This window comes from Flavobacterium sp., assembly GCF_044338735.1.
In the GTDB taxonomy this organism is placed as follows: domain Bacteria; phylum Bacteroidota; class Bacteroidia; order Flavobacteriales; family Flavobacteriaceae; genus Flavobacterium.
Map to the genome: position 1 here is coordinate 1 of NZ_JBIIWV010000092.1, position 8,274 is coordinate 8,274.

Genomic DNA, 8,274 nt, shown 5'->3' on the forward strand with positions numbered 1-8,274 from the left:
CCGTTCGTGAATTTGAAATTTCTTCTGGAGCTGGTTTTGTAGTACCACTTTTAGGAGATGTTATGCGTATGCCAGGTTTGCCGGCCGTTCCTAATGCTGAACGAATCGATATTGATAATAACGGAGTGATTACAGGATTGTCTTAGGATTTTGATACAAATAAGCAATACAATTCCTGTATAACCCTGATAGGAATGAAAATAAAAAGGGTCACTGAGGTTCTCGAAGTGACCCTTTTTTATTGTAATATATAGCAGGAAAATGGAACGCCAGTATGTCCCGAGCCATTCGTTCCTAATATTATTTCTTTTTACGCATTTTCATATTAATAAACTCCACAGTTAATGAGAACGCAATTGCAAAATACAAATAGCCTTTTGGAACGGCGCCCACATGTTGACCTGCTAATTGCGCATGAGATAAATGCATACTTTCGGTAATTAACATAAAACCAATCAAGATCAAAAAAGCTAAACCTAATATTTGAATGGATGGATTTGCATTTACAAAGTTTCCAACTGGAGCGGCAAATAACATCATAACTCCTACAGAAATCACTACGGCACAGATCATAATTAATAATGCACCTTCGATTCCGTTTGTCATTCCTACAGCGGTTAAAATACTATCTACAGAGAAAATTATGTCGATTAATAAAATTTGAAGTATAACACTGCCAAAAGATTTAGCTGCACTCGATTTCATGCTTTTTTCTTCTTCTCCTTTATGGTCTACTTTTTCGTGAATTTCTTTAGTACTTTTATAAATTAAAAACAATCCTCCTAATAATAATATTAAGGCTTGACCAGTTATATCGGCTGAAAACCATCCAAAGTCAAAACTAAACCAAGGTGCTTTCATCGCAATTAAAATAGTGATTCCAAACAGCAAGGCAATACGCATGAACATTGCTAAAAACAAGCCAAGTTGTGTTGCTTTTTTACGTTTTTCTTGTGGTAATTTACCTGTTACGATTGAGATAAAAATGATGTTATCAATCCCTAAAATAATTTCTAAAAAGGTTAAAGTTAAAAGTGCTATCCAGGCATCGGGATTTAAAAATACTTCCATTTGTTTATGTTTTTGAAACTTATTATACGTTCATTAATTTAATTTTGTTGCAGTTCCGCGCTGTTTTTTTGCATCACCAACAAATGAATATTCAAAAGTGTATGATTTTGAGTTGGTTGTCAAAATTTTCATTTGTACGGGTTTCTTCTCAGCTCTGTTTTTGGGATGAATATTTTGAATGATATATTCACAATCGTTTGTCCAACGTACTTTGAACGTATCTATTTTGCCTTCATACGTTTCGATTTGAATGGAATCATTTCTTTCAAAAGTACTCGTGTATTTTTTGCCTTCAATTTCAGTTTCAGAAGTAAATTTCCCCGTTTTAAAATAGGTGCAATTTCGTTCTTGTTGGTAACATGAAGTAAAGAGTAAGAAAAAAAATCCTAAAATAATAAATCTCATAATATCAATTTTTATCACCATCAAATAAACTTTTTACAATAGTAGTAATGCCTTTAAAGATTAGAAACATAGCTGCAAAACCAATGATTATTCCTACTATTAATACATAAACATATAACGGATGTTTCTCGTTTTTAAACGCGCTAGTTATTACGACAGGCCCAACAAATAATAAGGGTAAAGCTGCAGCTAAATATTTAATTCCTTTTGCAAGAATGGATTTGTTTGTTGCCATTTATTTCGAATTTAAATAAAAATCTACTGCGTTTCTAACACTTCCGTGGGTGGCTAAAAGTTGGTTAGCTTCTTCATAAGTAACAGAAATTTCATCCATAATCATACGAGTTCCTCGATCTACTAATTTGTTGTTACTCAGTTGCATATCTACCATCTTATTACCTTTTACTTTACCTAGTTGAATCATAGTTGAAGTAGATATCATGTTCAAAACTAACTTCTGTGCTGTGCCTGCTTTCATGCGCGAACTACCGGTTACAAATTCTGGTCCTACAACCACATCGATAGGAAATTGGGCCGTTTTTGATAACGGACTTTCGGCATTGCAACTGATACTACCCGTACAAATGTTATTTGCATTACACTTTTCTAATCCGCCAATGACATAAGGTGTTGTTCCTGAAGCGGCAATTCCAATAACTACATCTTTTTCGTTAATATTCCAGGCTTGTAAGTCTTTCCAAGCTTGTTCTTTGTCGTCTTCTGCAAATTCAACTGCTTTTCGAATCGCGGTGTCGCCACCGGCAATAATTCCAATGACCAAATCAAACGGAACACCAAAAGTTGGCGGACATTCAGAAGCATCTACAATGCCTAATCGGCCCGAAGTTCCTGCTCCAATATAAAATAATCGACCGCCTTGTTTCATTTTGCTTACTACTTCGGTAACTAATTTTTCAATTTGAGGCAATGCTTTTTCAATGGCTAAAGGAACTGTTTTATCTTCCTGATTTATATTAGCCAACAATTCGCTAACCGACATTTTTTCTAAATGGTCATATTTTGATGATTGTTCGGTGGTTTTAATAAAGTTCATTTCAAATAGTGCTTTGGTTGAAAATAGTTTGGTAAATTAATGCGAATGTCCCATTTCAATAATATAAGCTAAGGCAAATCCAAATACAATCATGGTAATTTTAGCCAAATTAAACTTATGTCCTTCGTTACTTTCAAAAATAATGGTCGATGAAATATGGAATAAAATCCCAACGACAACTGCCGAAATTTCCTTAGAATAGTGTTGGGAAAAATGCATTTTTTCAGCTAATAAGGTGCCTAGTGGTGTCATCAGTGCAAATGCAAACATAAAGGCAAAAACCGTCCATTTGTTCATTTTTGCATTCACAAAAAACAAGGTTAATATAATGGCAATTGGAAAATGATGTACTGCAATTCCGTAGGCTAAATTTTGATTCTCATGAATTGGAAAACCTTCCAGTAAAGCATGAATACACAAACTAATAAACAACAACCACGGAATATGATGTAATTCGTTATTTTCATTTGTATGCACATGTACATGACCATGTTCGGCGCCTTTAGAGAAAAATTCTAATAAGATTTGGAACAAAATTCCAATCATAATAAATACGCCAACAGGTAATGAAGCCTGTTTTTCTTCGTCATTGTGAATATGATTATGTCCTTCGCTAAATAATTCGGGTAATAAATGTAAAACCGTAAGTGACAGTAAAAAGGCCCCACTAAACGCCAACAATAGTTTAATATTCGTTTTCTTTTGAGGTTTCAAAAACAGAGCAATTAAAAACCCAATAATAACCGCTGAGAAGGTGATGATATAGTGCATTATTTGAAAATCATGATTAAACGTTCCGATTGATTTTTATAATATTTTCGTAATTTATAATCGCCAAAAATGTCCAATAAGAAAATACCTGCTGCTTCCATCATTTGTTCAAAGTCGGCCAAGCGAAGGGCTTGTACTTTTTCGGTAAAATGAAACTTTTTGCCTTTATCTTCAAAATCAATTTCTTTGTAAATGTGTCCGTCTTTTAAATAACGTTTGATGTAAAAATCAATTCCGTCTACTGATTTTACTTCATTGGGAACCAAATTTTCTAACACATAACCCACATTCATGAAATCAATTACAGCAAAACCCGTTTCGGTCAAACTATTGTGAATGGCTTTTATGGTTTTGTAATTATCAGCGTCGTCTTCAAAATACCCAAAGCTAGTAAATAAATTAAAAATAGCGTCATATTTTTCAATAAAAGGCTCGCGCATGTCGTGCACTTTGAAATGTAGTTTTTCATTGGCAAACATAGTAGCTTCTGCAATACTATTTTCGGATAAATCAGCACCAGTAACTTCATAATGTAACGAATTCAAATAAATTGCGTGACGTCCTTTTCCACAAGCCAAATCTAATATTTTTGCATCATCAGGAAGGTTTAAATACTGTGTTAAATTATCCATTAACAATTGCGCTTCTTCTTCGTTTCGCTCTTTGTATAAAATATGATAATAAGGAGTGTCAAACCAAGATTCAAACCAATTTATGGGCTGTTGGTCATTTATAGTGGATAGTTTGTTGCTTTTGTCAGACATTAATTTTTAATTCATTTCTTTAAAGAAGCAAATTTAATGTATTTTTGCAGAAGAATGGCTTAAATATTCATATTGCACTATGATTTTTTGCATTTGAACTTTAAATTGAAGAATGGAAAATTTTAAAATGACGGCCAAGACTTTTTTTGGCTTTGAAGAGATATTAGCTAAAGAACTGCAAATTCTTGGTGCGCAACAAATCGAAATTGGAACAAGGGTTGTCCATTTTAAAGGCGATAAAGGATTTATGTACAAAGCTAATTTAGCCTTGCGAACCGCTTTAAAAATTTTAAAACCCATCAAGACGTTTAGAGCTCATAATGAAAAAACGTTATATGACGGAATTCGATCTATTGATTGGACCGATTATTTGAGTGCTCAACATTCATTTTTAGTTGAGACAACGTTGCATTCTGAAAATTTCAATCACAGCCAATTTGTAGCTTTAAAGTCTAAAGATGCCATTGTAGACCAATTTAGAGATATTGACGGAAAGCGTCCAAGTATTGATAAAGACTTTCCCGATTTACAAATTCATGTGCATATTGATCGAGATACGGTGACCGTTTCCTTGGATTCTTCTGGCGCTTCGTTGCACCATAGAGGATATCGAACAGCCACCAATATTGCTCCAATTAATGAAGTTTTGGCAGCAGGAATGTTGCTTTTATCAGGATGGGAAGGGAAAAGTCATTTTGTGGATCCGATGTGCGGTTCGGGGACTATTTTAGCCGAAGCAGCAATGATTGCTTGTAATATTCCGGCAAATATTAATCGAAAAGAGTTTGGTTTTGAAAAATGGAAGGATTGGGATGCCGAATTATTCGACAATATTCTAGAATCGCTATTAAAGAAAACCCGTGAGTTTCATTATACCATTCAAGGTTATGATAAAGCACCTAGTGCGGCCGCTAAGGCAAAAGATAATATCAAAAATGCTAATTTAGACGAATATGTAAAAGTGAGCAATGATAATTTCTTTGATTCTAAAAAGACAACCGAAGGGCCATTGCATATGGTGTTTAATCCGCCTTATGGGGAACGATTAGATATTGATATGGAACGTTTTTACCGAGAAATAGGCGATACTTTAAAACAAAGTTATCCCAATACTAACGCTTGGTTCATAACTGCAAATTTAGAAGCGTTGAAATTTGTAGGCTTAAAGCCGAGCCGAAAAATTAAACTTTTCAATGCAAAATTAGAAACCCGTTTTGTGAAATATGAAATGTATGAAGGCAGCAAAAAGGGAAAGTATATGGTGCAGGAGGGAGAAGGAAGTAGTGATTTGTAAGTATTGATAAGTTATACGATAATTAAACAAAAAAAATCAACAATAATAAAGATGAATAAAAAAGTAAAAGCATTTCTATATAACTTCTTGGGGTTTGTCGTAATTTATTTACCTACTTTGTATCTTGTCAATAATGTTACTCACTTACAAGGTTTTTGGGTTCCGATGACTGGTTTTATGGTGGCCTTACTTTTGGCACCAAAGTTTCAAGCTGTAAAAACCAACGAAGGAGAAAAAATCTTTATGAAGTGGTTATTTATTAAAGGAGTGAAAGAGGTGAAGTAAAAAAAACCTGAGAAAAATCAGGATTTTTTTTCTATTAATCATTGAGCTTAATTACGATTTAAAATATGAAAAATCGTGATTGTTTTCTAATTGTAATAACGTTTCATAAATCAACTGAATTACGTGCTCCACATCTTGTCGGTGTACCATTTCAACTGTAGTATGCATATATCGTAAAGGTAGCGAAATCAATGCCGAAGCCACACCGCCATTGCTATAAGCAAACGCATCAGTGTCGGTTCCAGTAACGCGAGAAGTTGCATGACGTTGAAACGGAATTTTATTTGCTTCTGCAGTATCTACAATAAGTTCTCTTAAAATATTTTGTGTAGCTGGCGCATATGCAATCACAGGTCCATTACCCATTTTTAAATCACCTTCAATTTTTTTATCAATCATCGGTGTAGTTGTGTCGTGGCAAACATCGGTTACAATCGCAACATTGGGTTTAATACGTTGCGTAATCATTTCGGCACCTCGCAAACCTATTTCTTCTTGCACCGAATTCACGATGTACAATCCAAAAGGTAATGTTTTATTATTTTCTTTTAATAAACGAGCTACTTCAGCAATCATAAAGCCACCCATTCTGTTATCAATAGCTCTACAAACAAATTTATCATTGTTTAATATTTCAAATTCATCTGGATAGGTAATAACACAGCCCACATGAACACCTAAAGCTTCCACTTCGGCTTTTGTCATACAGCCACAATCAATAAAAATGGTTTCAATTTTAGCGACTTCTTCTTTGCCACTTCTACCGCGCGTATGAATCGCTGGCCAACCAAATACTCCTCTTACTATTCCTTTTTTGGTGTGAATATTTACGCGTTTAGACGGAGCAATTTGATGATCCGATCCGCCGTTTCTAATGACATAAATTAAGCCATCATCAGTAATATAATTTACATACCACGAAATTTCATCAGCATGACCTTCTATTACTACTTTAAAAGGTGCCTCCGGATTAATAACGCCTACAGCACTTCCGTAGGTGTCGGTAATAAAGGTATCAACATAGGGTTTTAAATAGTCCATCCAAATTTTTTGCCCTTCAGATTCGTATCCTGTTGGCGAGGCATTGTTTAAATAACGTTCTAAAAAAGCCATTGAAGACTTTTTTAATATCGATTTTGTACTCATTAGGTATAATTTTTTGCTAAAATAAGAATAAGTCTTCAGAGTTACATATAATTTCAATAATTTTGGTTCACTTTTTGATAATTAATATAGATATCAAAACTATAATCATTATGAATAAATTGTTTTTCTTCTTTTTATTGCTTTCAACTTCGGTTTTTTCTCAAACCGAACAAGATACTTTAAAAATGACCGCTCAAGATTCGGCAATAGTTTTTTCTACCGAATTAAATGAAATCACCATCAATAAGGATAAAACCTATACTATTGGCGATGATAAAAAAGCATTGTTAATTCTAAAACGAAGAGTCTTTAGAGTCTATCCTTATGCGAAAATTACCGCAGATAAGCTGACCCAACTCAACGCGACTATGGAAAAACTTAAAACAGCTAAAGAAAAGAAAAAATATTTTAAAATTGTAGAAAAATATTTAGAAGAAGAATTCGAACCAAGATTAAAAAAGTTATCTCGAAATGACGGAAAAATATTAGTGAAATTAATTCACCGTCAAACCGGAAAGTCAACATTTGATTTAATTAAGTACTACAAAAGCGGTTGGAAAGCATTTTGGGCAAATTCAACCGCCAGAATGTTCAGTATTAATTTAAGAGCTACCTACAAACCCTTCGAAGAAATCGAAGATTACAACATTGAAGCCATTTTATTTACCGCATTTAGACAAGGGCAACTTACAAAACAAGAAGCATCTAAACCTATAGATATAGAAGGTTTAAACAAACACTGGAAAGGTAAGTCCATCCAATTCGATTAAATTAATCAGCAGCACTCATTTTGTTTTCCATAAGACGAATTGTCCCGCTGTCCACTACAATTTTTTTCTTTTTTGTTGCCTGAGGCACTCGAAGGCAACAAAAAAGAAAAAAGATTTTCATTTCCATCGCGGCTAGATAAGGCGTTTTGTACATTCATACACTTACCTTTTATGAACTTTTATGTACACCTTATATTAGTAATAACTACTTTTATGACTTATATTTTTAACAATTTCTTTGTGTTCTTTGTGCTTTCCTTGTGTTCTTAGTGGTTAAGAAAAAAAGTATTAATTCCTTATTATCAGAACATTAAGAATCCCCTTCAAAAAAAGAGAGAAAATAAGTTAAAAAACCTTTGCGTGGTAGTAAAAGATTGCTACTTTTGCACCCGCAATAACAAAGAAGTTCCTACACAAACTGATTCATTAACTAAATCAAAACAAACTTTAAAAAAGTTAAAAAAAGATTTGGAAAAGAGAAAGTAAAGGTAGTATCTTTGCCGACCCGAAACTAAAGTATTAGGGAGTATATGTTCATTAAATAGTTTAGGCAAGAGGGATTAAAAAAATAAACAAAATATTTTTTTAAAAAGCCTTGCTAAAGTAAAAAAGAATTGTACTTTTGCACCCGCTTTGAAACACAAGTGAGGTTTAAAAAAAGAATGACACGTTCATAGACATATTGAATTGACAGCACAAATTTGTAGCAATACA

At 33.5% G+C, this 8,274-nt stretch carries 12 protein-coding genes; 4 read left to right on the forward strand and 8 right to left on the reverse strand.

What is annotated here, in order from left to right:
- Positions 1-146 (forward strand): formate--tetrahydrofolate ligase (locus tag ACIQZC_RS07090; RefSeq protein WP_396138548.1); only part of this gene is annotated, 146 nt, incomplete at its 5' end.
- A 154-nt stretch (positions 147-300) separates the two neighbouring features.
- On the opposite strand, the gene ACIQZC_RS07095 is transcribed toward ACIQZC_RS07090, so the two are convergent.
- The 6 genes from ACIQZC_RS07095 to ACIQZC_RS07120 are packed head-to-tail and all read right to left on the reverse strand — an operon-like array spanning position 301 to position 4,065.
- Positions 301-1,071 carry a TerC family protein gene (locus ACIQZC_RS07095; protein WP_396138537.1) on the reverse strand — a complete coding sequence of 257 codons (771 nt, stop codon included), beginning with the start codon at positions 1,069-1,071 and terminating at the stop codon, positions 301-303.
- A 33-nt stretch (positions 1,072-1,104) separates the two neighbouring features.
- On the reverse strand, positions 1,105-1,476 hold the full coding sequence (locus ACIQZC_RS07100) for a DNA topoisomerase IV (RefSeq protein ID WP_396138538.1): 372 nt from the start codon (positions 1,474-1,476) through the stop codon (positions 1,105-1,107).
- Between the two features lie 4 nt (positions 1,477-1,480).
- On the reverse strand, positions 1,481-1,711 hold the full coding sequence (locus ACIQZC_RS07105; protein ID WP_396138539.1) for a DUF6095 family protein: 231 nt from the start codon (positions 1,709-1,711) through the stop codon (positions 1,481-1,483).
- On the reverse strand, positions 1,712-2,530 hold the full coding sequence (gene murQ / locus ACIQZC_RS07110; protein ID WP_396138540.1) for an N-acetylmuramic acid 6-phosphate etherase: 819 nt from the start codon (positions 2,528-2,530) through the stop codon (positions 1,712-1,714).
- 36 nt (positions 2,531-2,566) lie between these two features.
- Positions 2,567-3,301 (reverse strand): ZIP family metal transporter, encoded by a 735-nt coding sequence (locus ACIQZC_RS07115; protein WP_396138541.1) that lies wholly within the window; start codon positions 3,299-3,301, stop codon positions 2,567-2,569.
- Positions 3,301-4,065, reverse strand: a complete 765-nt coding sequence (locus ACIQZC_RS07120; RefSeq protein ID WP_396138542.1) for an SAM-dependent methyltransferase — start codon at positions 4,063-4,065, stop codon at positions 3,301-3,303. The genes ACIQZC_RS07115 and ACIQZC_RS07120 overlap by 1 nt, the downstream gene beginning before the upstream one ends.
- 112 nt (positions 4,066-4,177) lie before the next feature.
- Here ACIQZC_RS07120 and ACIQZC_RS07125 point away from each other — a divergent pair, with 112 nt between their 5' ends.
- Complete coding sequence (locus ACIQZC_RS07125; RefSeq protein WP_396138543.1) at positions 4,178-5,359, forward strand: class I SAM-dependent RNA methyltransferase; 1,182 nt, start codon at positions 4,178-4,180, stop codon at positions 5,357-5,359.
- 51 nt (positions 5,360-5,410) lie between these two features.
- Positions 5,411-5,644 carry a hypothetical protein gene (locus ACIQZC_RS07130; protein ID WP_396138544.1) on the forward strand — a complete coding sequence of 78 codons (234 nt, stop codon included), beginning with the start codon at positions 5,411-5,413 and terminating at the stop codon, positions 5,642-5,644.
- Positions 5,645-5,695: 51 nt separating this feature from the next.
- Here ACIQZC_RS07130 and ACIQZC_RS07135 read toward each other — a convergent pair whose 3' ends face one another.
- A complete protein-coding gene (locus ACIQZC_RS07135; RefSeq protein WP_396138545.1) occupies positions 5,696-6,790 on the reverse strand; it encodes a M42 family metallopeptidase in 1,095 nt (364 codons plus the stop codon).
- A 110-nt stretch (positions 6,791-6,900) separates the two neighbouring features.
- Here ACIQZC_RS07135 and ACIQZC_RS07140 point away from each other — a divergent pair, with 110 nt between their 5' ends.
- Positions 6,901-7,560 carry a DUF4294 domain-containing protein gene (locus ACIQZC_RS07140; protein WP_396138546.1) on the forward strand — a complete coding sequence of 220 codons (660 nt, stop codon included), beginning with the start codon at positions 6,901-6,903 and terminating at the stop codon, positions 7,558-7,560.
- A 5-nt stretch (positions 7,561-7,565) separates the two neighbouring features.
- Here ACIQZC_RS07140 and ACIQZC_RS07145 read toward each other — a convergent pair whose 3' ends face one another.
- Complete coding sequence (locus tag ACIQZC_RS07145; protein WP_396138547.1) at positions 7,566-7,718, reverse strand: hypothetical protein; 153 nt, start codon at positions 7,716-7,718, stop codon at positions 7,566-7,568.
- Between the last annotated feature and the right edge of the window lie 556 nt (positions 7,719-8,274).

Coding starts and splice junctions, on each gene's coding strand:
- ACIQZC_RS07115 (WP_396138541.1), bottom strand. CDS start 3,301: ATGCACTATATCATCACCTTCTCAGCGGTTATTATTGGGTTTTTAATT.
- ACIQZC_RS07145 (WP_396138547.1), bottom strand. CDS start 7,718: ATGAATGTACAAAACGCCTTATCTAGCCGCGATGGAAATGAAAATCTT.
- ACIQZC_RS07105 (WP_396138539.1), bottom strand. CDS start 1,711: ATGGCAACAAACAAATCCATTCTTGCAAAAGGAATTAAATATTTAGCT.
- ACIQZC_RS07100 (WP_396138538.1), bottom strand. CDS start 1,476: ATGAGATTTATTATTTTAGGATTTTTTTTCTTACTCTTTACTTCATGT.
- ACIQZC_RS07120 (WP_396138542.1), bottom strand. CDS start 4,065: ATGTCTGACAAAAGCAACAAACTATCCACTATAAATGACCAACAGCCC.
- ACIQZC_RS07140 (WP_396138546.1), top strand. CDS start 6,901: ATGAATAAATTGTTTTTCTTCTTTTTATTGCTTTCAACTTCGGTTTTT.
- ACIQZC_RS07095 (WP_396138537.1), bottom strand. CDS start 1,071: ATGGAAGTATTTTTAAATCCCGATGCCTGGATAGCACTTTTAACTTTA.
- ACIQZC_RS07130 (WP_396138544.1), top strand. CDS start 5,411: ATGAATAAAAAAGTAAAAGCATTTCTATATAACTTCTTGGGGTTTGTC.
- murQ (WP_396138540.1), bottom strand. CDS start 2,530: ATGAACTTTATTAAAACCACCGAACAATCATCAAAATATGACCATTTA.
- ACIQZC_RS07125 (WP_396138543.1), top strand. CDS start 4,178: ATGGAAAATTTTAAAATGACGGCCAAGACTTTTTTTGGCTTTGAAGAG.
- ACIQZC_RS07135 (WP_396138545.1), bottom strand. CDS start 6,790: ATGAGTACAAAATCGATATTAAAAAAGTCTTCAATGGCTTTTTTAGAA.